The following is a 25,899-nucleotide window of genomic DNA, read 5'->3' as shown; positions in this document are numbered from 1 at the left end:
TCTATCTTTAAATTGTCAGGCATAAAAACATCTGATGTTAACATGCTGAAAAAACGCTCTATTACCGCATTCAATTTCTATATTAGTGCATGCTCTGTATAGCATAAGGCGAACTGTCATTGCGAATTATCATCTCACGCCAACGGGTAAGTCCATGAAGGCAGACTAGATCAGTATGCATAATCAATAAATCCGCTTTGTTTAATTGGGCCGGTATATTTTCAGCATTGACAAGACTCAACCGAAAGTCAGCCACATCTATAACCAACAATCATGGGTTGTAGATGTCCTACTTTAAGATACAGCGCACTTTTTGGTTAAATCAGGTTACTGATAAAAATCACCAAAATAATAAACGGAACGACAAATTTCACATAATTAAACCAAACCTTGATAAAGGTGGAATTCAGTGCTGGAGAGAGTTCTTTTTTCGCTTCGTCTTTTAACACGAAACCGACGAAAATAGCGCAACCCAGTGCAGTAAGCATAAACAGAATGTTGCCGCTGACGAAGTCAAAGGCATCGAAAATACTTTTGCCGAAGAAGGTGACATTTTTCCACACATTATCGCCAAGAATCGCCGGCACGTTGCCTAATAAGAAAATGCCACCGAGGGTTAAAATAATGGCTTTGCTGCGACGCATTCTGAGTTTTTCCTGTAAGGTGGTGATGATAACCTCGTAAATGGTGATGGCGGTGGTCAGTGCAGCGATAAGCAATAGCCCAAAGAAAATAATGGCGAAGAATTTACCCGCCCATAAATGGGAGAACACAATCGGTAAGCTTTGGAATACCAAGGTCGGTCCGGCGTTCGGTTCAATGCCGAAGGTGAATAATGAGGGGAAAATCATGAATCCCGCCAGTACTGCAATAATGGTGTTGGTGAAACCGGTGATGATGGCGGTTTGAATAAGATTTTCTTCTTTATTTAAGTAGCTGGAAAGAGTGATTAATACGCCGAAGCCAAGGCTTAACGCGAAGAAAACCTGCCCTAATACGAAAATAAATAACTCGGCGGTGATTTTGGAGAAATCAGGTTTTAGGTAAAAGGTGATCCCTTCCATAGCGCCCGGTAAGGTTATGTTGCGGATCACCATGCCGATTAAGAAAATAAAGAGCAACGGCATAAGGTACCTCACAGCGCGTTCAATGCCGCCGATAATGCCTTTTGCCAAAATAATATAATTCACGAACGCGAAAAGTGCGGTGTAAATAATGACTTCTAAGGGGCTGTTGCTGATGTGTACTTCGTAGAAATCTTTGGCAACCTCTTTCGTGATAGGGGTGGAAATGTCTAAGGTGCCGGTGATTAAATTGATGATGTAGGTGATTACCCAACCACCAAGCACCATGTAATACGCCATGATACCGAAGGCGCCGAGCAACCCCATATAACCGATGATTTTCCAATATTTGGAAATGCCTTTGCCTTTATCGAGGATTTTGTCACCGAAGGCATCAATAGAGTTAACCCGCAAACGGCGACCGATGACGTTTTCCACTAAGATCATCGGGATCCCGATTAAAATCATGGCTAAGCAGAATAACAACACATAGGCACCGCCGCCGTGTTCGCCTACCAAATAAGGAAAGCGCCATGTTGCCCCAAAGCCTACGGTTGCACCGGCAACGGTAAGCACATAAGTTAAGCGACTGGACCAGGTTTGTCGTTCCGGTTTCTTTGTTGTCATAAGTTTTCCTGTATCTCTTAAATCTTAATATTCCGTTTTCTCTTTATATTCGCATAAATCTTCAATAATGCACGCCCCGCAACGGGGTTTGCGCGCCACACAGGTATAACGCCCGTGCAAAATCAGCCAATGGTGTACGTCCACTTTAAATTCGGCGGGCACCACTTTAATCAATTTTTCTTCCACTTTCACTACATCTTTGCCGGGCGCAAAACCAGTGCGATTACACACGCGGAAAATGTGGGTGTCCACGGCGATGGTAGGATGCCCGAAGGCGGTGTTCAGCACCACATTGGCGGTTTTTCTGCCGACGCCGGCAAGGGCTTCTAAGGCGGCGCGATCTTCCAGCACTTCGCCATTGTGTTTTTCAATTAAATCACGGCAGGTTTTGATGATATTTTCCGCTTTGCTGTTAAACAAACCGATGGTTTTAATGTATCCCTTCAAACCGTCCACGCCCAGCGCCAAAATCGCTTGTGGAGTATTGGCGACGGGAAACAGTTTGTCCGTCGCCTTGTTCACTCCTTTGTCGGTAGCTTGTGCCGACAAAATCACCGCAATTAACAGTTCAAAAGGGGAACTGAAATTCAGTTCCGTCGTTGGGTGCGGATTAGCAGCGCGTAGGCGTTTTAGGATTTCAATTCTTTTTTCTTTATTCATAAGTTTCCTTTTACTTTTTTGCTTGTGCAAAAAATACACACCAAGCTAATTTGCTTATCTGAGCTTGGTTAGAATTTTCCTAAAAATTCAAAGTCGCTCAGACAAATTAGATGAGGATAAATTACCTGAGCATTATTTCTTTTAAACTACTTTTTTGTATCTATTACATTTTTTAAGGCTAACAACAAAGCTAAACCAATAAATGCACCGGGAGGCAAAATCGCAAGTAACAGATTACTGTCATTGTGGAAAAATTCAATCCGCATGAATTTAGCCCAATCGCCCAGCAAATTTTCGATGCCGTCAAATAAAGTACCGTTGCCGATGATTTCGCGCATGCCGCCGAGCGCTACTAAACTGAATAACATCCCTAATCCCATGGAAAAACCATCAAAGGCGGAATGGGAAATGCTATTCTTGGAAGCAAAGGCTTCTGCACGACCGATCACAATACAGTTGGTGACGATGAGCGGAATGAAAATCCCGAGGGATTGATAAAGCGCATAGGTATAGGCATTCATCAATAATTGCACGACGGTTACCGTGGTTGCGATGATCATCACATAAATCGGAATGCGGATTTCGTTGGGAATGTGTTTACGGAAAACGGAAACCACGGTGTTTGTGCAAGTTAGCACCAGCATGGTGGCTAAACCTAGCCCGAGGGCGTTGGTCACAGAGTTGGACACCGCCAATAGCGGACACAGCCCGAGCAGTTGTACCACGGTGGAGTTGTTGGTCCAGATGCCTTGAATGAAGATCGTTTTCCAAATGCTTTTTTCATTTGAAATATTATTCATAAGCTCACTTGTTCGCTTATTCACCCCTTTGGGGCCGTTGGCAGAACCAACGTTCAAAAAACGTTGTTTTTTGTCGACCGCACTTTTGGCTTCGGTTTGTTGCAGCTCTTGTGTTTCGTCTAATTTATCCATCATTCTTTCTCTTTCGACAGATTATCCAACATAGCCAGTGCCGCCCGTTTCACTTGGTTAACCACCGCGCGCGGCGTGATGGTGGCACCGGCAAATTGATCGAATTTACCGCCGTCTTTTTTCACCGCCCATTCTGCGGCATTTTCGTTGCTGATAACCTGATGATCAAAACTTAAAATCCAGTTGGAAATGCGGGTTTCGATTTTATCACCTAACCCCGGGGTTTCATGGTGTTCCGTAATGCGCACGCCAAGCACTTCGCCATCAGGTTTCATGCCCACCAGAATATGAATATCGCCGGAATAGCCATCATGCGCCGTGCTTTCAAAGGCGTAGGCAGTAGTCACGCCGTCTTTCTTTGCCGTACATATTTTACTTATCTCCACGGCTTGTAATGCCCCCGCTTGCGGTGCATAACAAGCCTGCGTCAGATCATTATTGAAATAATCCTGAGGAATCACTTGCAACAACAGTTCCTGTTGCTGTGCCTGTATTGCCTGCTTGATTTTATCTTTGGTTAAAAAGTGAATGCCACCGGAAATTATTGTGCAGCAAAATGCCACAAACGCCAACAATATAGCGGATTTAGATGTGACTTTAATGGTTTGCATACTCTCCCCCTACCTCCGATGACCGGTAACCCGCGGGCGGGTATAGTGATCAATTAACGGCACGCAAATATTGCTGAGTAAAATCGCGAAGGCGACACCATCAGGATAGTTGCCGTAAAAACGGATTAAATACAACAGGCTTCCCACCAACGCACCGAAAACCAATTTGCCGCGCGGCGTGATGGAAGCGGTGACCGGATCGGTGGCGATAAAAAACGCACCGAACATCATAGCGCCGCTCAATAACTGGGCCGGCAAGCTTAATTGCGCACCGTTGCCGAATAATTCGGTCAGTAAACCCAATAACACAAAGCTGCCTAACATGGCGGCGGGAATTTGCCAGTGAATGACTTTTTTCAGAATTAAGAATACACCACCGATAAGAAACGCCACGTTAATTTGCCACCAACCTTGCGCAAGGTCCCAACCATTTTGCATGAAAATCGGTAATTTCACCAAATCGTAAAATGCCACATCGGCGCTGCAATCGGAACAAAGGGCTGAATAGAAGGTTCGTGCGCTGTCGAGCGGAGTTGCCTGTGTAATGCCGTCAATGGACGCCGTTAATTGGTGAAGACTAAAGCCGTCGGAAGTCAGCCCTGAAAAAATCAACAATGCCGCATCATGAAAGGTCGGCGGCTCCGCCAATAACGCTATAGGTGGCATCCAAGTAGTCATTTGTAACGGGAACGACACGAGCAACACCACATAACCCACCATAGCAGGATTAAACGGATTTTGCCCCAAACCACCGTAAACGTGCTTGCCGAGAATCACCGCACAAAACGTACCGATCAGAATGACCCAGTAAGGCGCGTAAGGCGGAATGGCAACGGCGAGAATAAGTGCGGTCAAAATCACGCTAACATCGGAAATGTAACTTAACGCCCGTTTTTTGCGTAACAACGTTACCGCCAACTCCAGCAACAACGCAAACCCAATTGCCAACGCCGATTGAATCAACACACCAAAGCCGAAATAATGAATTTGCAAAACGATTGCCGGAATCATGGCGAAAATCACCCAAAACATCACGCGCGCCGTGAGCTTGCCGGAATGGGTATGGGGTGAACTAATCATCTTAAACATTTATCGTTCCTTAATCTTGTTGCGTGTTCTCGCGTTGGGCTTTTTTCGCTTTTGCACGGGCGATGGCAGCGGCAATGGCGGCTTTGCGCGGATCGGTTTCCGCCGCATTTTCATCGGAAATATTATTCATAAGCTCACTTGTTCGCTTATTCACCCCTTCGGGGCCGTTGGCTGAACCAACGTTCAAAAAACGTTGTTTTTTGTCGACCGCACTTTTTGCCGTTTCGAGTTCGCTTGCTTTGACGGTTTCCGTTTGCTGCGCCGCTTTCTTGGCTTTCGCGCGGGCGATGGCAGCGGCAACAGCCGATTTTTTATCCTCAAGTGCGGTGGTTTTTTCTGTTTCCTGAGATGGCGGATGTGCCGCCTGTTCTGCCTGACGGGCTAACCGACGAGCTTTGCGTTGTGCCATGATGTCGCTATTGTCCGGCAAAATTTGCCCTTTTTCATCGACAATGGTTTTCTGTTCTGTTTGGGGCGTTTGCGCTGTTTCAGCTTTTTTCGCTTTTAAACGTTCCAGGGCAGCTGCCACCGGATCCACACCTTTTTGTTGTGCCAATTCTTCGCGACGGGCGGCTGCGGCACGTTGTGAGCGATCTTTGCGTTCCTGTTCTTCCCGTTCCAAACGGGCTTGGCGTTGTTCAAAACGTATTTTGGCCTCTTCCGCCAATTTGGCTTTATGTTTGATTTCCCAGATTTTAGCTTTTTCCCGGCGGAAATATTGAATTAGCGGAATATGGCTCGGGCACGCATAAGCGCACACGCCGCATTCGATACAATCTTTGAGGGAATATTCTTCGGATTTTTCATGATCTTCGCTGCGTGCAAACCAATACAATTGCTGCGGCATGAGTTTTACCGGGCAGGCATCGGAACAGGCGGAACAGCGAATACAATTTTTTTCTTCTTCCGGCGGGGCGTATTCAAAATGATCCGGCGCCAGCAGGCAGTTGGTCACTTTGGTCATCGGCGCGTTTAAATCGGGCAGAATAAAGCCCATCATCGGACCGCCCATGAAGACCGGGAAACGATCGTCGTATTGATAGCCTGTTTCGCGCAATAAGTGATAAATCGGCGTGCCGAAACGCGCCCAATAATTGCCTTTCTCGGCGATTTTATCACCGGTGAGGGTAACGACGCGCTCAATCAGCGGTTCATCATCCATCACTGCGCGTTTAATAGCAAAAGCGGTGCCGATGTTTTGCATCAGCACACCGATACTGGAGGAGCGTTGACCGCTCGGCACCTCCATACCGGTCAGCACTTGAATTAATTGTTTTGCCGCGCCGGAAGGGTATTTGGTCGGAATCACTCGGATTTCAATGTCGTTGGCGCCGTGTAAGGCGCGTTGCAGGGATTTCACCGCTTTCAGTTTATTATCTTCAACGGCGATCACCACTTTTTCAGGGCGTAAAATGTAGCGCAAAATGCGCACGCCTTCGATAATTTCATCGGCATAATCACGCATTAAGCGATCGTCGCAGGTGATGTAAGGTTCGCATTCCGCACCGTTAATAATCAGTAATTTCACCTGTTTTTCGGCGGAATGAATTTTTGCTGCGGTCGGGAACACTGCGCCGCCTAAACCGGCAATGCCCGCCTGATAAATTTTTTCGATTAACTGTTCCGGCGTTTGGCTAAGGAAATCCTCCAACGGGGTTTGCTCACGCCATTGATCCAATCCGTCCGCTTTAATGTGCACACAAGTTTCCGGCAGCCCGGAAGGATGGGCGGCAACATAAGGCATCACATCGACAACCGTGCCTGAAGTAGGCGCATGAACCGGCAGCGAACGTAAACCGTCCCCCTGGGTGAGCGGTTGACCTTTCAAAATGCGATCGCCGCATTTTACCAATAAATTACCTGCTGTGCCGGCGTGTTGTTTCACAGGAACATAGAAATTATCGGGCAACGGCAAGGTGCGAATAGGCGCGCTGTTGGATTGGGATTTCATGTCAGGCGGATGAATGCCGCCGTCGAATTCCCAAAGTTTGCCACTGTTGAAACGGGTTAATACATCAGCCATTTATTTCCCCACAATGATTTTCTTTTCGGCCGATGTAGTGTCAACAATCGGGATGACTAAATTAGGATCGAATTTCCAATCCCAGCTATCAATATTTTTTGCCACTTTAATCATAGAAATACAACTGGTCGGGCAGGGCAAAACGCAAAGTTCGCAGCCTGTACACAAATCGGGAATAATGGTGTGCATGGATTTGTTGGTGCCGATAATGGCATCCACTGGGCAGGCTTGGATACATTTGGTGCAGCCGATACACATATTTTCATCAATAAACGCCACTTTCGGTTCAGGATCTTCCGCTAAATCCGTTTCTGGCGCATCAACCCCCAACAATTCGGCAATTTTAATCACTGTCGGGCGACCACCCGGAATACATTTGGTAATCACATCACCGTTGGCGATGGCTTCCGCGTAAGGTTTACAACCGGGATAACCACATTGCCCGCATTGGCTCTGTGGCAAAATAGCATCAATTTTTTCGACGATGGGATCGGCTTCCACCTTCAGTTTAACCGACGCAAAGCCCAAAATGGCGCCGAAAATCAGCGCCAATACAGCTATGGCAATGAGTACGTAGTGGAAGGTAGTCATTATAGTTTCACTAATCCGGTGAAGCCCATAAAGGCAAGGGACATTAAGCCTGCCGTAATCAGAGCGATGGACGCACCACGAAACGGCATGGGCACATCGGCGGCAACCAAACGTTCACGCAAGGCGGCGAATAACACTAAAACCAAAGCAAAACCGGCGGATGCGCCGAAGCCATAAGCCACGGATTCCGTTAAATTATGGGCAAGATTAACGTTCAATAATGCCACGCCAAGCACCGCACAGTTGGTGGTAATCAGCGGCAGGAAAATACCCAGTAAACGATATAGAGTCGGGCTGGTTTTATTGATGACCATTTCGGTAAATTGTACCACCACGGCGATCACTAAAATGAACACCAAGGTGCGTAAAAACGTGGCGTTTAAGGGCGCGAGAATATAATTATCGATCAAATAAGAACAGAGCGCCGCCACCGTCAGCACGAAGGTGGTTGCCAAGCCCATGCCGATGGCGGTCTCGATTTTTTTTGAAACGCCCATAAAAGGGCAAAGTCCAAGGAATTTCACCAGCACGAAGTTATTAATTAACGCCGTGCCGATGATCAGTAAAATATAATGTGTCATAGAGTTCGATTCGTTCGTGTAAGCGGTGTATTATCGCTATTTACGGGCTTAAGAACAATAAAAAATTGGGATAAATTCTAGCAAAGACGACCGCACTTTTTATACGCCGAAAAGCGTATTTTGGAAAAGTGCGGTCAAAAATTTTGATGGATTTTGCACGCCGGCAGCCCTTAGGCGGGAAGGAATGAATTATGGTACTTCTTGCGCAAGAAATTCGCCTAGGTCCGGATACGCAAATTGAAAGCCGTGCGCCAACAAATGTTGCGGCACGAGATTTTGACTGCCTAGCAACAAACCGGCACGTTCGCCGAACATGAGTTTCAGGATAAATGCCGACACTGTTGCAAAGTGCGGTCGGCGCAGGGTTTTGCCTAATAAGGCGTTAAATTCGGCGTTACGTACGGCGTGCGGTGCAACAAAATTAAAGGCGCCGTGACAATCGGGATTTTCCAGTAAAAATAAAATTCCACGCACCATGTCCGCCAGTGAAATCCAGCCCCAATATTGCTTGCCTGAACCTAATTTTCCACCCAGTCCGCAACGGTATAACGGCAGCATTTGTGCCAGCGCGCCACCTTGTATGCCGAGCACAATGCCCGTGCGCACCAAACAAACCCGCGTATTGGCTTTCAGCGCCGCCGCTTCCCAATGCCGACACAAACGGGCGGCGAAATTGTCTGCGGGCGGGGTGTGTTCGTCAATGATCGGTTCGCCGCAATCGCCGTAATACCCCGTCGCCGAACCGGAAATAAAACATTGCGGCGGTGCTTCGCTGCGGTTGATGAGCTGCGCCAGCTTTTCCGTTAAAGAAACGCGACCGGATTCCAACCGCTCTTTTTGTTTTGCCGTCCAACGGCGGGCAAAAATCGGCTCGCCCGCCAGATTAATAATGGCGTCAAATTGATTGAAATGCTGAAAATAGTTCAACGTATTAATCAATTCAATGTTTTCGGGAAGTTTTTTTTGCGCCTTGGCGGGGTCGCGTACCAAAGCGGTGATTTGATGATGTTGTGCCAAGAGCGAAGGAATTAATGCGCTTCCGATAAAACCGGTGGCACCTGTCATAAAAATTTTCATGTGCTTCCTCCGTGGTTGATGAATTAAAGGGCGTTTTCGAATAAATCCTGAATGCGTAACATTAAGTTGTTGATGTCGGTGTTTTTGGTCGGCGTGACGAAAATCGTATCGTCGCCCGCAATATTACCCAAAATACCTTCCACTTTACTGATTGAATCAAGCAGACGGGCGATCAGTTGTGCCGCACCGGGGGAAGTTCGAATGACGATTAATATGCCGTTATGATCAATGTCCAGCACCAAATCTCTTAATGACGTTTGCGTATTCGGCACGCTGAGTTCGCTCGGCAGGCAATACACCATTTCCATACGCGTGTTACGAGTGCGCACGGCGCCAAATTTGCTGAGCATACGGGATACTTTCGATTGGTTTACGCTGCAGAAACCAAGTTTTTGAAGCTCAGCGGCAATTTCCGTTTGTGAACCGTATTTTTCTTCGCGTAATAAGGTTTTAAATGCTTTAACCAGATTGTCCGGATTTTTATTCAGCATAAGTTAGTCTCTTGTGGAACATGAGTGGCTGAATTTTGCATAAAAATAGTATTTTTAGCAAATAAATATTTATTTAAAACGGAAAAGTGCGGTCATAAAAAATTATGTTTTTTGTGATTCTTATGTTCAATAGAAAATAAAAAATTTGAGTTAGATCGCACATTTGCACCTGCCTGTTTGAATTTAAAAATTGATGAGCGTACAATTTTTTCAGATTTTTTAACTACCCATTTTTTACTATATGAGGAGAATGAAATGAAAGTTGCTGTTTTAGGTGCCGCAGGCGGTATCGGCCAAGCATTGGCATTATTACTGAAGTTACAGCTACCGGCAGGTTCCGAATTATCACTTTATGATATTGCGCTGGTGACTCCGGGTGTTGCGGTGGATGTGAGCCACATTCCTACAGCGGTGAAAATTGAAGGCTTTAGCGGTGAAGATCCGACCCCTGCACTTAAAGGTGCGGATGTGGTGTTAATTTCTGCCGGTGTGGCGCGTAAACCGGGTATGGATCGCTCCGATTTATTCAATATTAATGCGGGCATCGTGCGTAATTTAATCGAAAAAGTGGCGGTAACTTGCCCGAAAGCCTGTATCGGTATCATCACCAACCCGGTAAATACCACCGTTGCTATCGCGGCGGAAGTGTTGAAAAAAGCCGGTGTTTATGACAAGCGTAAATTATTCGGCGTGACCACCTTGGACGTGCTTCGTTCCGAAACTTTCGTTTCCGAATTAAAAGGCTTAAATGTTTATCGCACCATCGTGCCTGTCATCGGCGGACACTCCGGCGTGACCATTCTTCCGTTATTATCTCAAGTGCAATATGTTGAATGGAAAGAGGACGAAATTGAACCGTTAACCAAACGCATTCAAAACGCCGGTACCGAAGTGGTAAATGCGAAAGCCGGCGGCGGTTCCGCAACCTTATCCATGGCACAGGCGGCAGCCCGTTTTGCTAATGCTGTAGTGCGCGGTTTACAAGGTGAAAACGTAGTGGAATGCAGCTATGTAGAAGGCGACGGCAAATATGCCCGCTTCTTCGCACAACCGGTTCGCTTCGGTAAAGAAGGTGTGGAAGAAATCCTGCCAATCGGTAAACTCAGCGCCTTTGAACAACAGGCTTTAGAAACCATGTTACCGACATTGCGTGCAGATATTGAGTTGGGTGAGAAGTTTGTTAATCCATAAGCTGACCTTGGACATAGCATAAAAAGTGCAGTGAATATTTTCTGCGTTTTTTTGTTCCCTATAGATAAAATCCCCGCTTGAACGGGGATTTTATCTGTCCGGGAATACGTAGAATATAAGAAATGGCTAAAAGGCACAGGCAGCTATTTTAGTCAGGTTGTGTTAAAACATTCTGTGTATTAACCACTCTGACACGACATAAAAAATTAATATTCATTTTGTAAAGATAAAAACTGTCATTAGTAGCGCGAGTACTTTTCGCTAAGATAAAAGTATCACTGTATTTTGCTAATACGTAATAAGCTTTGCCTTCAATTTCTAATGAGTCAAATACTGTTTTGAAATGTGGGCGTGAATATCCGACGATAAACGCACATATTACAAAATAACAATAGGTAGACAACATCACATAAATTTTATTTTTATATAAAAATGCGAGCGTCGTGTTGATAGAAATCGTACCGATGTGCTTACGAATATAATTTTTAAACAACAGAGTAAAAATAAAAGTAATGCCAATGTAGAAGATTGCGAAAAGATAATTAACTTTTCCAACTGTCAGGATGTAAGCAAGAATAACCGGAATAAAGAAGACATTACATAGAATATAAGTCCGCAACAGGTTCATGCAGTAATCGGTAATGAACGGTCTGGCTTTTTTTAACCCAAACAAGCCAACTAAATAAGTAGCCAAGAGGATAATACTTACCCAAATTACATAACCGAAACTACGAGCTACATTACCGGTGCCCACATCCACATACCACCATGGGAAGCCATAAAAATAAGATTGTCCCCAGCCATAGCCGTAAGCTACTGACCAACCCAAAACGACTAAAAAAGCCATAGAAATCGAAGATGAGATAAGTTTACTTAAGGTTTTTAACATAAAGACTTTGATTTATTGTTGATAAGATAAAAGTGAAAATCATTTTATGAAAAAATTATCTTAGTTCAAGTTTTACGGGTCTGTTTGAACAGAATTTATTCACATGTTGCCTATTTACTCATTGGGATTTTTTATCAGGAAGCTATAACATTCCCAGAATAATAGATAAGGATAAATAAAATTTTAGGGTAACTATTTTCTATAAAGTAAGTTGTTAGATTCGTGAATGCAAAAGCATAAGGAGGATTTTAAATTGATTTTTAATTCGTATGTTATCTAGTATGGTCAATTTAAACTGACATAAAAGTGCGGTAGAAAAATACAGTGTTTTTCCACCGCACTTTTGTGTTCTGTCGTAGCCGAGAATTAATCCACTTTTACCATCCACCCTTCCGGTGCTTCCACATCACCGAATTGGATGCCGGTGAGTTCGTCGTAAAGACGTTTGGTGACTGGACCTACTTCGGTTTCGGAGTAAAAAACATGGAAATCATCGCCGTATTGGATTCCGCCGATTGGCGAAATGACGGCTGCGGTTCCGCAGGCGCCGGCTTCGGTAAATTGATCCAGTTCGTTGATATACACATCGCCTTCAATGGTTTCCATGCCCAAGCGTTCTTTGGCTAAATAAAGTAGCGAGTATTTTGTGATACTTGGCAAAATGGACGGAGAAAGCGGGGTGATGAATTTGTTATCACGAGTAATACCGAAGAAATTTGCCGCACCCACTTCTTCAATTTTGGTGTGGGTTTTCGGATCAAGGTAGATGGCATCGGCGAATTTGCGTTCGGCAGCGAGTTCATGCGGTAATAAACTTGCCGCGTAGTTTCCGCCGACTTTCACGCCACCGGTGCCGTGCGGTGCGGCACGGTCATAATCGGTCACCAGGAAATTAGACGGTTTCATGCCGCCTTTGAAATACGCACCGACCGGGCAGCAGAATACGCAGAAAATATATTCCGGTGCCGGGCGCACGCCGATGTTTTCACCCACGCCGATCACGAACGGACGCAAATATAAGGTCGCCCCTGTGCCGTAAGGCGCCACCCAGCGTTCATTGGCTTTCACCACTTCTTTACAGGCGCGGATAAAGAATTCGGTAGGCACTTGCGGCATTAATAAACGATCGCAGGTTTTTTGCATACGCTTGGCATTTTGGTCGGGGCGAAAAAGGTTAATTGAACCATCTTTACAACGGTAGGCTTTTAAGCCTTCAAAACATTGCTGACCGTAGTGAAGTGCGGTGGATCCTTCGTGAATATGGAGTGTACTGTCGGTACTTAATTCACCGTTATCCCATTTGCCGTCTTTCCAGTGGGCAATGAAACGATAATCCGTTTTGATATAACTGAAGCCGAGATTTTTCCAATCAAGTAAGTCTGACATGGTTTTTCCTTATATGTATGTTGTTATTTAGGTCATTTTTAATCTACCTTATTCCATAAGGATTTAAAATATTTTAATCACAAAAATAAATGAAATTTTGGGCGAAGAAGCGAAGCGCACTCGGATTTGTGAGCGAGGGCAGGAAATCGGCGGGTAACTATGTTAGAATTTAGCCATAAAAAACACCGCTCTTTTTAGGGAGCGGTGTCCGGCGAATAAGCCTAATATACAGGAAATAAAATAGTAACTTTTGTTACTTCGTTTGGAACAACCAAACAATATGCAAACACAACATCATACTTAATTGGAAACTCTTCAACCAATAAGAAAGTACCAAACACTAAGTATGGCTGTATTGTATGTAAAATGGAAATATTAGGCAAAAGAGATTTTTTTATTGGATTTATAAAAAAAAATAATCTGATTAACCACATTTATAAATAAACCATTTAGGAATTATCATGTATAAGCGTTTGCCACCGTTAAACTCGCTGAAAGCCTTTGAAGCCGCCGCCAGATTTCTAAGTTTCACCAAAGCGGCGGATGAGCTTTTTGTTACCCAAGCGGCGATTAGCCACCAAATTAAACTACTGGAAGATTTTTTAGGCGTGGAACTCTTTAAACGGAAAAACCGCGCCTTGGAACTTACGGATTTCGGCAAAGCCTATTATGCCGATATTACGAAAATCCTTTTCCGTTTGGTGGAAGCCACCGATAAACTGCTTGCTTTAAAAGCCGATAAACACTTAACCATCAGTGTGCCGCAAACCTTCGGGATCCAATGGTTAGTGCCGCGTTTGAGTGATTTTAATAAGCTACACCCTGATATTGAAGTACGGTTAAAAGGCGTGGATCAGGATGAAGGCTTGCTTAGCCAGGATATTGATATTGCCATTTATTACGGCAAAGGCAATTGGGATAACTTACAGCTGGATCGTCTGGTGGAAGAAGATTTATTGATTCTTGCCTCGCCGAAATTATTGGCGCAAAAACCGATTCATCATCGAGAAGATTTAAAACATCACACGCTGTTGCATATTCACGCCCGTGACAATTGGCAACACATGGCGAATTATCTGGAACTGGAAGATTTAAATATTCAGCAAGGCCCGATTTTCAGCCACACATTTATGGCGTTACAGGCGGCGATTCATGAGCAAGGCATTGTGCTTGCCAACCGAATTTTAGCGCAGCAAGAACTGGATAACGGCAATTTACAGCCGGTTTTTGACACGAATTTACGCGATCCGAAATCCTTTTATGTGGTCAATCATTTGGATAACAGCAAAGATGAACGAATCGTCGCATTCCGTTCCTGGATTATTCAAGCCATTAATCAAGAAGAAAATAAACAAGAAAATGAATAAGCTGGCATTATATTGTCGAATGGGGTTTGAGCGCGAATTGGCGGCGGAAATGACCGATAAAGCGGCAGAAAAAGGCGTATTTGGGTGTGCCCGCGTGGCGGAAAACAGCGGCTATGTGATATTTGAATGTTATCAGCCCGGCGATGCCGACTTATTGGCACGTGAATTGCCTTTTCAGCAGCTGATTTTCGCCCGTCAAATGTTGGTGGTTTCCGATTTATTAACGGATTTACCGCAACAGGATCGCATCACGCCGATTGTTCAACAATACCAGCAAATTGCCGACAGGATTTCATTGGAAAACAGCGGTGAATTGTGGGTGGAAACCGCCGACACCAACGAAGCGAAGGAATTACTCGGATTTTGTCGCAAATTCACCGTGCCACTACGCCAGGCATTAAAAAAGCAGGGCTGGCTGAGTGCCAAGCACAATCAAAAGTGCGGTCTGACATTGCATCTTTTTTTCTTACGCAATAACGCCTGCTATGTGGGCTATTCCTATAATCACAACCATTCTGCGCATTTGATGGACATTCAGCGCTTAAAATTTCCTGCCGAGGCGCCAAGTCGTTCTACGTTGAAACTGGAAGAGGCGATTTTGACCTTCATTCCGCGCCATAAAGAACCGGAACTGCTTAATGAGACCATGTATGCCGTGGATCTCGGTGCTTGCCCTGGCGGTTGGACCTATCAATTGGTGAAGCGCGGTTTATTTGTGTATGCGGTAGATCACGGCAAAATGGCGGCAAGTCTGCACGAGACGGGCCGCATTGAACATTGTGCGGAAGACGGGTTTAAATTTCAGCCGCCGAAGCGACGTAAAATTGATTGGTTGGTGTGCGACATGGTGGAACAACCGAGCCGAATTGCGGAATTAATGACCAAATGGCTGCTTAATGGCTGGTGCCACAGCATGATTTTTAACCTAAAACTGCCGATGAAAAAACGCTATGCGAAGGTACAACAATGCCTGCAGTCAATTGCGGATAAGTTGTCGCAACAAGGCTTAAAATATCGGTTACAGGCGAAACATCTGTATCATGATCGTGAAGAAATCACCGTTTATCTTCGGTTGTTGTAAAAGGCGGTAAAATTTTTATTTTTTATACCGCACTTTACACAAATTACTTGTAAAATAACCGCCTGCAGATGAGCTAAAGTGCGGTTATTTTTTTCAGTGTTTTTATTGGAGGCAAATATGCGTTGTCCTTTTTGTTCAACGGAAGAAACCAAAGTCATCGACAGTCGCTTGGTTTCCGATGGTTTTCAGGTGCGTCGGCGCAGAGAGTGCGGTCAGTGTCACGAGCGTTTTACCACCTTTGAAACGGCGGAATTGATCGTGCCGAAAATTATTAAAAATAACGGTAATCGCGAGCCGTTTAACGAAGATAAATTACGTCGCGGCATTCAGCACGCGCTGGAAAAACGCCCGGTCAGCTCCGACGACGTGGAAAAGGCAATTAGCCGCATTATTCACCAATTACGCGCCACCGGCGAGCGTGAAGTACCGAGCAAATTGGTGGGTACGCTTGTGATGGACGAGTTAAAAAATCTGGATAAAGTGGCATATATCCGTTTTGCGTCCGTGTATTTGAGCTTTGATAACATTAATGAATTTAGCCAAGAAATCGAAAACCTCAAGGATCAATAATGGACGCACAATTTAGCCCGCAAGATGCCGCTTTTATGCAACTCGCCCTGGATTTAGCCAAACAGGGCGAATTTACCACCACACCGAATCCTTCCGTGGGATGCGTGTTGGTGAAAGACGGCAACATTGTGGGCAAAGGTTTCCATTTTAAAGCAGGCGAACCCCATGCCGAAGTGATGGCATTGCGTGAAGCCGGTGAAAATGCCCATGGTGCCACGGCGTATGTTACCCTTGAACCTTGCTCCCATTTCGGGCGAACACCGCCTTGCGCCAAAGGGTTGGTGGAAGCAGGCGTAAGTAAGGTGATTGCCGCCATGTGCGATCCGAATCCGCAGGTGGCGGGCAAGGGATTGCAGATTTTAGCGGATGCCGGCATTCAAAGTGCGGTGGGTTTATTGGCAGAAAAAGCCGAAGTGCTTAACAAAGGTTTCTTAAAACGGATGCGCACCGGCAAGCCTTTCGTGCAATTAAAACTTGCTATGAGCATTGATGGCAAAACCGCTATGGCGAGCGGCGAGAGCAAATGGATCACCGGTGCACAGGCAAGAATGGATGTGCAGCAATATCGTGCCAAAGCCTCGGCGATGTTATCTACCTCGCAAACGGTGTTGGCGGACAATCCGAGTTTAAATGTGCGTTGGGCTGAATTGCCAAATGAAACACAAGCCCGCTATGCGCAGGAACATTTACGCCAACCGGTGCGCGTTATTTTGGATTCCGCCCATAAAGTGCGGTCGGATTTTCAGGTGTTTTTAACGGATGCCCCCGTTTGGCTGGCAGGTGAAGATGACTTTCAATTAACGGGTTTTCCGGCGTCAACGGAATATTTAAAATTAGATCGAAACCATGGCGAAAGTCGCTTGCAGGCACTGATGACGGAATTAGGCAAACGTCAAATCAATACCCTTTGGGTGGAAGCGGGCGCCACCTTAGCCGGTGCGCTGATTGCCGAAAATCTGGTGGATGAATTAATCATTTACATGGCGCCGAAACTGTTAGGCGATCACGCCAGAGATTTATGTCATCTGCCTCATTTAACCCGACTCGCCGATGCGCCTTTATGGCAACTGCAATCTTGTGAACCCGTCGGCGACGATCTTAAATTAATTTATATAAGAAAATAAGGAACACAATGTTAAAAAAAATCTTACATTCCGCGCTCATCGGTTTGGTTACGGCAGGTGTGATTTTATTTGTGCTACCCAAAATCACCGGGAAATCCGTGTTACCGGAGCAAGAAATCGCGTCTTATAAAGATGCGGTGCGTATTGCTTCGCCGGCGGTGGTAAACGTTTATAATCAGGCGTTTACTTCTTCGTCCGCGCAATTGCAAGTGAACAACCTCGGTTCGGGCGTGATCATGTCAAAAGACGGTTATATTCTGACGAACAAACACGTTATCCAAAATGCCGATCAAATTGTAGTAGCGTTGCAAAACGGGCATATTTTTGATGCGGCACTCATTGGTTCCGATTCTTTAACGGATTTAGCAGTATTAAAAATTAAAGCGGATAATTTATCGACGATTCCGCAAAATCTTAGCCGTCCGGTGCATGTGGGAGATGTGGCGCTGGCAATCGGCAATCCGTATAACCTGGGACAAAGCGTGTCACAGGGGATTATTAGTGCGGTGGGACGTAGCGCGGTGGGCGAGGCGCTCGGACGACAAAACTTCATTCAAACGGACGCCTCCATTAACCGAGGTAATTCCGGTGGGGCGTTAATTAATTCCGCCGGCGAACTGGTGGGCATCAGCACCTTGAGTATCGGTAAAACCTCAAATGAAATTGCCGAAGGTCTTAATTTTGCCATTCCTATTGATTTGGCAAATGATGTGATGAAAAAAATTATTCGTGACGGACGAGTGATTCGCGGCTATTTCGGCGTACAAACGGATATTTTGTTTAGTAACGGACAAGGTTCTTCCGAACGCGGGATTTTAATTACCGGTGTCATTGAAAACAGCCCGGCGGCGAAAGCCGGATTACAAGCCGGCGATATTATTTTGAAAATCAATAAGGTAGAGGCCCATTCGCCGACAGAAATGATGAAACTGATTGCCGATGTGCGTCCGAATACGAAAGTTGAAGTGGAAATTTCCCGCTTGGGCAAAACCTATAAAACTCCGGTTATTATTGAAGAATATACGTTTAATCAATAGGTTGTTAAATGGAACAGATTAAGACCAGTCATTTTTTTGCCTGTTTGGATCGTTTGAGATTGATTCAGCGCTGGTCGCTCATGCGCAATATTGAACGGGAAAATCTGGCGGAACATAGTTTACAGGTGGCATTTGTCGGGCACGCCTTAGCCTTAATCAAAAATCGCTTTTATGGTGCGCAACTGAATGCGGAGCGCATTGCGGTGATGGCGATGTATCACGACACATCGGAAATTTTTACCGGCGATCTGCCGACACCGATCAAATATTTCAATGATGAGATCACCCACGCTTACAAACAAATTGAAACCGCTGCCGAGCTGCATTTGATCAGTTTGTTGCCGGAAGAATTGCAGACGGATTTTTTACCTTATCTGGATAGTCATTATTTTTCCGATGAAGAAAAACATATTGTGAAGCAGGCAGATTTAATCTGTGCTTATATTAAGGTGAAATTTGAACTGGAAAATGGCAATCAGGAATTTAGATCGGCAAAAGTGCGGTTAGAAAATCTGATGGATCAGTGGCGGAGCCCGGAAATGGATTATTTTTTACAGGTGTTTGTGCCTAGTTTTGGTAAGTCTATTGATGAAATTACCCTGTAAATCACATTCATAAAAAACCTCCTGCGGTGAAAACGGCAGGAGATTTTTCATTGTCGAGAAATGATGTTACATCCAGAAAATACACGCGATGGTGGCAATAACAAGTATACAAGTGATATCAATATATTTGCCGACCCGAATCATATCACTTTGTTTTACGTTACCTGTACCGTATACAATGGCATTCGGCGGTGTACCTACCGGCAACATAAAAGCACAGGATGCGCCCAAACCGATAATCATGGCAAATCCGAGCGGTGGCATATTTAGCGCGTGTGCAATGGAAATGAAAATAGGCACTAACAGCGCCGCGCTGGCAGTGTTAGAAGTAAATTCGGTTAAACAAACAATAAAGGCAGCGATAATCAGTGCCATAACATAAGTGTGTCCGCCGTTGATTAAATAAACAATGCCATCCGCCATAATTTTACTTGCGCCGGAGTTTTCCAAGACAGAACTCAGGGTTAAGCCGCCGCCGAATAAAAACAGCACGCCCCATTCGGTATTCGATTGAATTTCTTTCCAAGTAGCAATACCGCTAACACAAATAACCACGGCGGCACATAGGGCAATCATGCTGTCTATACTTTCGATAGTTTTCGGTAAGCCGAGTAATGCAGTCAATGCAGAATTCAATTGTTTACTGAAAATCCATAGTGAAGCCACAAGGGCAAAAATCACTAAGGTTAACCAGCGTTTGTTATCCATTTTCATTTGTTCAAATTGAACATCAAAACGTAAATTCAAACGTGGGCGGAAAATAATGTAAAGCCAACCGATAATTATTGGAAACAGTAATAACATCACGGGTAAGCCATATTTTAACCAATCGGCAAAACTGAGGTGTAATTGGGAGGCAGCTATAGCGTTTGGCGGACTACCTACCAAGGTACCCATGCCGCCGATACTGGCACTGTAAGCAATACCGAGTAATACGAATACATAAGTATTATGCTCTTTTTGGCGATCCATTTGGCTCAGAATACTCATGGAAAGCGGGATCATCATGGCAGCGGTGGCGGTGTTACTCATCCACATGGACAGAAAGGCGGTAGCGAAGAAAAGGTACATAACAGCGATAAATAAACGTCCTTTCGCCAATTGCATGATTTTATTGGCAATCATTTTATCGATTTTCTGTACATTTAACGCTGTTGCCAATGCAAAACCGCCAAAGAACAGGAAAATCGTCGGATCGGCAAATGCTACCAGTGCCTCTCGGCTGTTCACCAAGCCAAGCCCTACGGATAAAATCGGTACAAAAAGGGCGGTTACGCTAACATTTATGGCTTCGGTTAACCATAAAATGCCGACAAACGCTAATAATGCCAAACCGCGATTGGCTTGTGCATCAAAGGGAAGCGCATTAAGAAGAATGACAAAAAGAATGACATCAATAATAAAAATCATGCCTTTCTTGTTTATTTTGCTTTTCTGCGATGGAGTAAAAAGTGGTGTAATCATAAATCACCTTAAAAATAAAAAGACAAAAATCATAAAGTAACATACTACAACAGGAACATACCCGAGAGACTATGTGCTACGTCAACAAAATGCGACTTTTATGCCGTGTACTGCAAAAGTGTTCAAAATGATGATTCATCGTAGCTGCTCTTCATGGAAAAAAGCTAATAAAGGGTAGCAAGAATGATTTGCTCCGGATCGACGGAAATCCAAACCTGTTGCTCAAGCTCAATATGTTGAGTTTTGGTGAGTGTAGCACAGAACTCAATTCTTGAATCTTCTAAGACTAAAATTGCTTCTCCTGCCTCCCCTTTGTCAATAATGGATTTTACCGTTGCACGGAATTGATTCGGCATATTTCTTGCCTGTTTAGCGCGGATTTTTACCCAAGGTGCTTTAAACATCAGCATAACTTCCTTATTTAATTCAAGTTTTAAACGCACCGCACTTTTTTCTGTAATCGACACGGTTAATGGCTCGGAAAAGCCTTCCAGAGCAATATCCACAAAACAATGTACATCTTCAAAACGTAATGCCTGAACGGTGCCGAAAAACTGATTGCGTGCGCTACTTTGCAGCGAAAAGCGCGCGGTAGCGGAAAGCAAACTGTTGAGCGGAACCTTTTCGTCTTTCAAAATACTAAAGGCCTTTTCTTGGGTTTGTTCAAGCAGATCATAAAGTTGCAGCAACCGCTGTGCATAAACGGTGAGTGCCGTACCGCCGCCGTTTTTGCCGCCGATATTACGTTCCAGTAACGGTTTCGGGCTGATTTTATTCATGGCTTCAAGGTGATCCCAAGCGCTTTTGTAGCTGACTTTGGCATTTTTTGCCGCCTGGTTAATGGAACCGCATTTTTCAATTTCTTTTAATAAACGGATTCGCTTTGGATCTGCGAAGAGTTGTTGTTTCAGTTTGATAGTGAGTAAAATTTCGGTACTTCGCATGATGGTTTCCCCCTCAAAATTCGCTGTGGAATATGTCGTTTTATGACATGGTTTATCGGTTACACATCATACTATATTTTGTCCGGAATAAGAACGCCGATAAATCGTTTGGCGCGTACGCAATATTGTGATCTTTTCTTGTGCAAACATATTTTTATATTGCGTTCATCGTTGTATAATCTGCGCGATATATAATTTATTTACTAACCAAAAAATGGAGTTTGCATTATGTCTAAATATTCAAAAATTGCCGCCGGTCTCGCCGCCGCTTGTTTTGCCTTTTCACTTTCCGCTCAAGCTAAGGTAACCGTGTTTGCTGCGGCATCCATGACCGATTCCTTAAAACAGGTCGCCGCCGATTATTCAAAAATGAATCCGAAAGAAGAAATTGTGTTTTCCTTTGCTTCCTCTTCCACATTAGCCAAACAAATTGAAGAAGGCGCGCCTGCCGATTTATTTATTTCCGCCAGCGGCAAATGGATGAAATACCTTTCCGATAAAGATTTAACCGTAAAAGAAAGTGAAAAATTGTTGGTGGGTAACGAACTGGTGCTCATTTCACAAAAAGACAGCAAATTAGAAAATGTCGATATTGCTAAAGGCGAATGGATTAAGCAATTAAAAGATGCTTATTTGTCCGTTGGCGACCCGGCGCACGTGCCTGCCGGTCAATATGCCGAAGAAGCCTTAACCAAATTAAACTTATGGGACAAAGTGAAAGATAAATTAGCCCGTGGCAAAGATGTGCGTGCCGCATTAGCCTTGGTTGAACGCGGTGAATCTCCGTTGGGTATCGTGTATGCAACCGATGCGAAAGTGAGTAAAGAAGTCAAAACGGTCGGCGTCTTCCCACAAGATTCTTACAAACCGGCAAATTATCCGGTTGCCATTTTAAAAGATCACAATAATGCGGAAACGCAAGCCTTCTTAAAATATTTAGAATCGCCTGAAGCGAAAAAAGTCTTTGTAGATTACGGTTTCTCGGTAAAATAACCGCACTCAATTGACGTCTGAAGCGTAGCCATTGTGCTACGCTTTGTTTATGGGCTATTTATAAAGGGAATCGGGATTTTGCTTACACAGTTTCTGACGTTATTAGGCTTAAGCCAATTAGAAATCGACGCCATTCGGTTGAGCCTGGAAGTGTCTGTCAGTGCGATGATTTGGAGCCTGCCTTTTGCGATTTTTGTGGCGTGGCTGTTAGCGCGTAAAGAATTTTACGGAAAATCCATCGTCGGCGGTATCATCCATTTGCCTTTGGTGTTGCCGCCCGTGGTGATTGGTTACCTGCTGCTGGTGGCTATGGGGCGCAACGGTTTCATCGGCAAATATTTATACCAATGGTTCGGGCTGACTTTCGGCTTTAGCTGGCGTGGGGCAGTGTTAGCCGCTGCCGTGGTGGCATTTCCGTTAGTGGTTCGGGCAATTCGTCTCTCGCTGGAAAGCATCGACTTAAAATTGGAACAAGCCGCCAGAACCTTGGGCGCCTCCCCTTGGCGGGTATTTTTTACCATCACCTTGCCCTTATCTTTACCGGGAATTTTAGCCGGCATCGTATTAGGATTTGCCCGCTCCTTGGGTGAATTCGGTGCAACCATCACTTTCGTTTCCAATATCGCCGGTGAAACACAAACCATTCCTTTGGCAATGTATTCTTTCATTCAAACGCCCGGCGCGGAAGAACAAGCCGCCCGTTTATGTGTTTTTGCCATCATTTTATCCTTGGTTTCCCTATTATTATCGGAGTGGCTGGCAAAACGAATGCAGAAAAGATTAGGACAAAGCGATGCTGTACATTGATGTAAAAAAACAATTAGGCAATTTATTCCTACAGGCGAAACTTGAAATTCCATCGCAAGGCGTGACCGCACTTTTCGGTTTGTCCGGCTCGGGGAAATCTTCCCTGATCAATTTGATAAGCGGGTTAATTAATCCGGATGAGGGCGTAATTTCATTAAATGACCGTGTGTTATTTGAGGCGGAAGAAGAAATTTGTGTTCCCGCCAATCGGCGCAATATCGGTTATGTTTTTCAAGACGCACGCTTGTTTCCTCATTACACGGTGAAAGGCAATTTGCGCTACGGCATGAAAAACACCAGCAAGGATGAATTTGACTACATTGTGGAATTGCTGGGAATCGGGCATTTATTAAAACGTTATCCGATCACCTTATCCGGTGGCGAGAAACAACGCGTGGCAATCGGGCGGGCGTTGTTAACGGATCCGGAAATTTTATTAATGGATGAACCACTTTCCGCCTTGGATTTGCCGCGCAAGTGGGAATTGCTGAATTACCTGGAACGGTTATCCAAGGAAATTAATATTCCGATTTTGTATGTGACGCACAGCATTGATGAACTGTTGCGCCTGGCGGAGCGGGTCGTATTATTAACCGACGGCAACGTGGAGGCTTACGATATGTTGGAAAACATTTGGGAAAGCCCGCAGTTCTTGCCTTGGAAACAGGAAAACGAACAAAGTGCGGTGCTTTCTCTGCCTGTTTTTATACACAATCCATCTTATAAAATGACCGCACTTTCTATCGGTGATCAGAATATTTGGATTAACCAAGTGGCAGCGGAAATGAATGAAAATGTCCGTATTTGCGTTCATAGCTCCGACGTGTCCATCAGCCTGCATAAAGCGGAAAAATCCAGCATTCGGAACATTTTATACGGGCGCATTGTGAAAATTCAGGAACAGGCAAACCGTGTCGATCTCAAACTGGATATTGGTGGCAAGCATATTTGGGCGAGTATCAGTAAATGGTCGTTTCATGATTTGGCATTGCAACCGGGACAACTGGTTTATGCGCAGATTAAAGCCATTTCCGTGATGTCTGCATAGTTTGAGCGCCCCTATATTTAGTAGATTAGATAGGGGCGCATTTTTTCTGAAAAGAAAAGTACTCTACCATCTCCCCAAAACTTAGACAGATAACAAACCTAAGTTTTAAGGTACAGAGCAAAGTGCGGTCACTTTCTTCGGTATTTATTTCACTTGATTCAACAGGAATTGCACCAGCAAGGAAACCGGTCTGCCGGTGGCACCTTTGTTGGCGCCTTGTAACCACGCGGTACCGGCGATGTCGAGGTGTGCCCATGGGTATTTCTTGGTGAAATTGGCAAGAAATGCAACGGCGGTGATCGTACCGCCCCAGCGTCCGCCAAGGTTAGCTAAATCGGCAAAGTTAGATTTAAGCTGTTCTTGATATTCTTCACTTAACGGCAAACGCCACGCCTTATCGGCACTTTGTTGCGCCGCTTTTTCAATAGCGGCAGCAATGTCATCATGAGTGGAAATCAAACCGCTGTTGTGTTGCCCTAATGCCACCACACACGCGCCGGTTAGGGTGGCGATGTCAATGACGACTTCCGGATCAAAGCGTTCCACATAAGTTAAGGTGTCGCACAACACTAAACGCCCTTCTGCATCGGTGTTCAACACTTCCACGGTTAAGCCGTTCATGGTGGTGAGGATATCGCCTGGGCGATAAGCGTTGCCGTCAGGCAAATTTTCACAGCCCGCCATCACGCCGATAACGTTTAGCGGCAGCTGTAATTGCGCCAATGCGCTCATCACGCCGTAAACGGATGCCGCACCGCACATATCGTATTTCATTTCGTCCATATCGGCGGCGGGTTTGAGGGAAATCCCGCCTGCGTCAAAGGTTAAGCCTTTGCCCACCAACACAATCGGTTTGGCGTTCGGATTCGACGCATTACGGTATTCCATAATGGAAAGTTTTGCTTCGTTACGGGAACCACGAGACACCGCTAAATAAGCGCCCATGCCTAATTTTTCCATGTCGGCTTCGTTGACAATTGTAGTTTTGATGAGCGGTGAGTGTTTTGCCAAGTCTAAGGCTTTACCCGCCAGATAATTTGGGGTACACACATTTGGCGGGCAATTTGCAACATCTTTGGTAACGCGCACGCCCAGTGCAATGGCAGAAGCGTGCTGAATTGCCTGTTCGGTAACAGTTTGATCCTTGGCCTCCATATTAAAAATCACTTCACAAAGTGCGGTGGATTTTTCCGCTGTTTTTTGGCTTTTGAATTGGGTGAATTGGTATAAATCCTGTTCGATGGTTTCCATCGCGAAGCGAATGTTCCAGTAAAGCGCCCGTTGATTAAGCGGAATTTCAGTTAAAAAACTGACCGCACTTTTTGCCTGCGTTTCTTTTAACGCTTGTGCGGTCTTTTGAATCAGTTGTTTGTATTGACGTTCATTGAGATCACCGGCTTTGCCGCAACCTACCACCAGCACGCGTTCGGCGGCGATGTTCGGCACGTGGCGCAACAAGGCGGTTTGCCCTAATTTACCGCTGATTTCGCCGCTCTCCACCAAATCACTTAGATAATTGCCGGAAAGGTTGTTAATTTCCACCGCACTTTTAGATAGGGTTTTCTCTTCAAAAATGCCCACAATCAGGCAGTCCGCAGGCTGATTAATGGCACATTGTTGAGCACTATACTTCATTTTTTCCTCGCT

The 25,899-nt window shown here is 45.0% G+C and carries 25 protein-coding genes; 10 read left to right on the top strand and 15 right to left on the bottom strand.

Going from position 1 to position 25,899, the window contains the following annotated elements; all coding sequences use genetic code 11:
* Positions 1-317 precede the first annotated feature (317 nt).
* The 10 genes from DK423_RS04020 to argR all read right to left on the bottom strand — a co-directional run bounded on the left by DK423_RS04020 (position 318) and on the right by argR (position 9,746).
* Complete coding sequence (locus DK423_RS04020; protein WP_005576458.1) at positions 318-1,691, bottom strand: sodium-dependent transporter; 1,374 nt, start codon at positions 1,689-1,691, stop codon at positions 318-320.
* Between the two features lie 24 nt (positions 1,692-1,715).
* Positions 1,716-2,351: an endonuclease III gene (gene nth / locus DK423_RS04015; protein WP_109043880.1), complete on the bottom strand. Its 636-nt coding sequence runs from the start codon at positions 2,349-2,351 to the stop codon at positions 1,716-1,718.
* 146 nt (positions 2,352-2,497) lie between these two features.
* Positions 2,498-3,283 (bottom strand): electron transport complex subunit E, encoded by a 786-nt coding sequence (locus tag DK423_RS04010; RefSeq protein WP_032996662.1) that lies wholly within the window; start codon positions 3,281-3,283, stop codon positions 2,498-2,500.
* On the bottom strand, positions 3,283-3,894 hold the full coding sequence (gene rsxG / locus DK423_RS04005) for an electron transport complex subunit RsxG (protein WP_005557229.1): 612 nt from the start codon (positions 3,892-3,894) through the stop codon (positions 3,283-3,285). The genes DK423_RS04010 and rsxG overlap by 1 nt, the downstream gene beginning before the upstream one ends.
* 9 nt (positions 3,895-3,903) lie before the next feature.
* Entirely contained in the window at positions 3,904-4,983 is a 1,080-nt protein-coding gene (rsxD, locus tag DK423_RS04000) for an electron transport complex subunit RsxD (RefSeq protein WP_005557227.1), read from the bottom strand.
* Positions 4,984-4,993: 10 nt separating this feature from the next.
* Positions 4,994-7,006, bottom strand: a complete 2,013-nt coding sequence (rsxC, locus tag DK423_RS03995; protein WP_109043879.1) for an electron transport complex subunit RsxC — start codon at positions 7,004-7,006, stop codon at positions 4,994-4,996.
* The gene (gene rsxB, locus DK423_RS03990) at positions 7,007-7,597 is read right to left on the bottom strand and encodes an electron transport complex subunit RsxB (protein WP_005557222.1); all 591 of its coding nucleotides are present in this window, start codon (positions 7,595-7,597) and stop codon (positions 7,007-7,009) included.
* Complete coding sequence (gene rsxA, locus DK423_RS03985) at positions 7,597-8,178, bottom strand: electron transport complex subunit RsxA (protein ID WP_005538237.1); 582 nt, start codon at positions 8,176-8,178, stop codon at positions 7,597-7,599. The genes rsxB and rsxA overlap by 1 nt, the downstream gene beginning before the upstream one ends.
* Positions 8,179-8,367: 189 nt before the next feature.
* Positions 8,368-9,255 (bottom strand): TIGR01777 family oxidoreductase, encoded by an 888-nt coding sequence (locus DK423_RS03980; RefSeq protein ID WP_005557220.1) that lies wholly within the window; start codon positions 9,253-9,255, stop codon positions 8,368-8,370.
* Positions 9,256-9,278: 23 nt separating this feature from the next.
* Entirely contained in the window at positions 9,279-9,746 is a 468-nt protein-coding gene (gene argR / locus DK423_RS03975; RefSeq protein WP_005557218.1) for a transcriptional regulator ArgR, read from the bottom strand.
* A gap of 255 nt (positions 9,747-10,001) precedes the next feature.
* Here argR and mdh point away from each other — a divergent pair, with 255 nt between their 5' ends.
* Positions 10,002-10,937 carry a malate dehydrogenase gene (gene mdh, locus DK423_RS03970; protein WP_109043878.1) on the top strand — a complete coding sequence of 312 codons (936 nt, stop codon included), beginning with the start codon at positions 10,002-10,004 and terminating at the stop codon, positions 10,935-10,937.
* 148 nt (positions 10,938-11,085) lie between these two features.
* Here mdh and DK423_RS03965 read toward each other — a convergent pair whose 3' ends face one another.
* A complete protein-coding gene (locus DK423_RS03965) occupies positions 11,086-11,826 on the bottom strand; it encodes a hypothetical protein (RefSeq protein WP_005557214.1) in 741 nt (246 codons plus the stop codon).
* 366 nt (positions 11,827-12,192) lie between these two features.
* Positions 12,193-13,212: a branched-chain amino acid aminotransferase gene (locus DK423_RS03960; RefSeq protein ID WP_061886216.1), complete on the bottom strand. Its 1,020-nt coding sequence runs from the start codon at positions 13,210-13,212 to the stop codon at positions 12,193-12,195.
* 461 nt (positions 13,213-13,673) lie between these two features.
* Between DK423_RS03960 and DK423_RS03955 the strand changes: the two genes are divergently transcribed.
* The 6 genes from DK423_RS03955 (at position 13,674) to yfbR (ending at position 18,996) form a co-directional block, all read left to right on the top strand.
* On the top strand, positions 13,674-14,579 hold the full coding sequence (locus DK423_RS03955; RefSeq protein WP_005557211.1) for a transcriptional regulator GcvA: 906 nt from the start codon (positions 13,674-13,676) through the stop codon (positions 14,577-14,579).
* Positions 14,572-15,660 (top strand): 23S rRNA (cytidine(2498)-2'-O)-methyltransferase RlmM, encoded by a 1,089-nt coding sequence (gene rlmM / locus DK423_RS03950; RefSeq protein WP_032996650.1) that lies wholly within the window; start codon positions 14,572-14,574, stop codon positions 15,658-15,660. Before DK423_RS03955 ends, rlmM begins: the two co-directional genes overlap by 8 nt.
* A 117-nt stretch (positions 15,661-15,777) precedes the next feature.
* The gene (nrdR, locus tag DK423_RS03945; protein ID WP_005538258.1) at positions 15,778-16,230 is read left to right on the top strand and encodes a transcriptional regulator NrdR; all 453 of its coding nucleotides are present in this window, start codon (positions 15,778-15,780) and stop codon (positions 16,228-16,230) included.
* Positions 16,230-17,354 (top strand): bifunctional diaminohydroxyphosphoribosylaminopyrimidine deaminase/5-amino-6-(5-phosphoribosylamino)uracil reductase RibD, encoded by a 1,125-nt coding sequence (gene ribD / locus DK423_RS03940; protein ID WP_005557206.1) that lies wholly within the window; start codon positions 16,230-16,232, stop codon positions 17,352-17,354. Before nrdR ends, ribD begins: the two co-directional genes overlap by 1 nt.
* A gap of 8 nt (positions 17,355-17,362) precedes the next feature.
* On the top strand, positions 17,363-18,391 hold the full coding sequence (degS, locus tag DK423_RS03935) for an outer membrane-stress sensor serine endopeptidase DegS (RefSeq protein ID WP_005557204.1): 1,029 nt from the start codon (positions 17,363-17,365) through the stop codon (positions 18,389-18,391).
* Positions 18,392-18,399: 8 nt separating this feature from the next.
* Positions 18,400-18,996, top strand: a complete 597-nt coding sequence (gene yfbR / locus DK423_RS03930) for a 5'-deoxynucleotidase (protein WP_005557202.1) — start codon at positions 18,400-18,402, stop codon at positions 18,994-18,996.
* A gap of 66 nt (positions 18,997-19,062) precedes the next feature.
* On the opposite strand, the gene DK423_RS03925 is transcribed toward yfbR, so the two are convergent.
* Both DK423_RS03925 and DK423_RS03920 read right to left on the bottom strand, forming a co-directional pair.
* Complete coding sequence (locus DK423_RS03925) at positions 19,063-20,406, bottom strand: DASS family sodium-coupled anion symporter (RefSeq protein ID WP_005557201.1); 1,344 nt, start codon at positions 20,404-20,406, stop codon at positions 19,063-19,065.
* Between the two features lie 218 nt (positions 20,407-20,624).
* The gene (locus DK423_RS03920; protein ID WP_005557197.1) at positions 20,625-21,404 is read right to left on the bottom strand and encodes a TOBE domain-containing protein; all 780 of its coding nucleotides are present in this window, start codon (positions 21,402-21,404) and stop codon (positions 20,625-20,627) included.
* 228 nt (positions 21,405-21,632) lie between these two features.
* On the opposite strand from DK423_RS03920, the gene modA reads away from it, so the two are divergent.
* The 3 genes from modA (at position 21,633) to modC (ending at position 24,252) form a co-directional block, all read left to right on the top strand.
* Complete coding sequence (gene modA / locus DK423_RS03915; RefSeq protein ID WP_005557194.1) at positions 21,633-22,397, top strand: molybdate ABC transporter substrate-binding protein; 765 nt, start codon at positions 21,633-21,635, stop codon at positions 22,395-22,397.
* A gap of 78 nt (positions 22,398-22,475) precedes the next feature.
* Positions 22,476-23,204, top strand: a complete 729-nt coding sequence (gene modB / locus DK423_RS03910; protein WP_005538273.1) for a molybdate ABC transporter permease subunit — start codon at positions 22,476-22,478, stop codon at positions 23,202-23,204.
* Positions 23,191-24,252 carry a molybdenum ABC transporter ATP-binding protein ModC gene (modC, locus tag DK423_RS03905; RefSeq protein ID WP_005557192.1) on the top strand — a complete coding sequence of 354 codons (1,062 nt, stop codon included), beginning with the start codon at positions 23,191-23,193 and terminating at the stop codon, positions 24,250-24,252. The genes modB and modC overlap by 14 nt, the downstream gene beginning before the upstream one ends.
* A gap of 144 nt (positions 24,253-24,396) precedes the next feature.
* Here the strand turns inward: modC and DK423_RS03900 are convergent, their stop codons facing one another.
* A complete protein-coding gene (locus tag DK423_RS03900) occupies positions 24,397-25,887 on the bottom strand; it encodes a leucyl aminopeptidase (RefSeq protein WP_109043877.1) in 1,491 nt (496 codons plus the stop codon).
* Between the last annotated feature and the right edge of the window lie 12 nt (positions 25,888-25,899).

Source organism: Aggregatibacter actinomycetemcomitans, assembly GCF_003130205.1.
In the GTDB taxonomy this organism is placed as follows: Bacteria; Pseudomonadota; Gammaproteobacteria; order Enterobacterales; family Pasteurellaceae; genus Aggregatibacter; species Aggregatibacter actinomycetemcomitans_A.
Note: the sequence above shows the minus strand (reverse complement) of the source record. Positions and strands in the feature narration are given on the sequence as shown.